General features: G+C 55.8%; 1 pseudogene. It reads right to left on the bottom strand.

The window, feature by feature from the left end:
- Positions 1 to 34: 34 nt before the first annotated feature.
- Positions 35 to 1,160: pseudogene (locus tag ACR0ES_RS20155) on the bottom strand (IS3 family transposase).
- Positions 1,161 to 1,216 lie beyond the last annotated feature (56 nt).

Below are 1,216 nucleotides of genomic sequence, written 5' to 3'. Positions count from 1 at the left end.
TGAGCAGCCTCATCTGACTGGTCCAAGTTGATTGTTAGTGGATCATCGGCCTGTGATCCATCGGGATGATGGTTTCAGGTGCCGGCGGGCGATAGCCCAGTGCACTGTGGGGGCGTTTTGTATTGTAGTGTCTCCTCCATTGTTCGATCAGGATTTGTGCTTCGCGCAGGCTGTAGAAGATTTCGCCGTTGAGTAGTTCGTCCCTGAACCGGCCATTGAAGCTTTCGCAGTATCCGTTCTCCCACGGGCTCCCAGGTTCAATGTAAGCCGTCTGGGCGCCAACTGCGGCGGTCCAGTCTCGGACAGCCTGGGCGACAAATTCTGGCCCATTGTCTGAACGTATGAAACAGGGTGCCCCCGAAGTATGAACAGATCCGTCAGGGCGTCGATCACGTCGACCGAGTTCAGCTTGCGCTTCACTCTAATCGCCAGGCACTCCCGGCTGTGCTCATCAAGGATGTTCAGCGTCCGGAAGGCTTTGCCATCGTCGGTTCGACAATGGACGAAATCATAGCTCCATACATGATTGCGATACTCCGGCCTCAGCCGAACACACGAGCCATCGTTCAGCCAAAGCCGTCCTTTCTTCGGTTGTTTCACTGGCACTTTCAGCCCCTCTCGTCGCCAAAGCCGTTCAATTCGCCCATCGCTGACAGACCATCCAGCCTCTCTCAGCAATGCAGCGATCCTGCGATAGCCATATCGGCCGTATTGACGGGTCAGCTCGATCATGTCGGCCACCAATCGGTCTTCGTCTGCGCGACCTTGTGGGACACGCCGTTGCGTGGACCGGTGTTGTCCAAGCACGCGGCAGGCGCGTCTCTCGGAAACGTTCAGTTGGTTGCGAACATGGTCAATACAAGCACGACGACGAGCGGGGCTCAGTAGTTTCCCTTCGCGGCTTCCGTCAGGATCAGCTTGTCCAACGTCAGATCGGATACCGCACGTCGCAGTCGCTCATTCTCTTTCTGAAGCCGTTTCAGTTCTTTCAACTGATCTACGCCCATTCCGCCGTACTTCTTGCGCCAGCGGTAATAGGTTTGTTCAACAACGCCGATCTGCCTGATCGCATCAAGACGGGACATGCCTTGCCCCATCAGAACTTCAACCTGCCGTAACTTCGAGACAATCTCTTCGGGCTTCGGTCGCTTGTTTGCCATTCGTGGTCCTCCGTTTCCTAAACATAGCGGTGGACCAGTTCAGTTGGGGAGGCTCA

This window comes from Ruegeria sp. N7 (genome assembly GCF_056531345.1).
The sequence above is the reverse complement of the archived record's forward strand: the minus strand, read 5'-3'. Positions and strand labels throughout refer to the sequence as shown.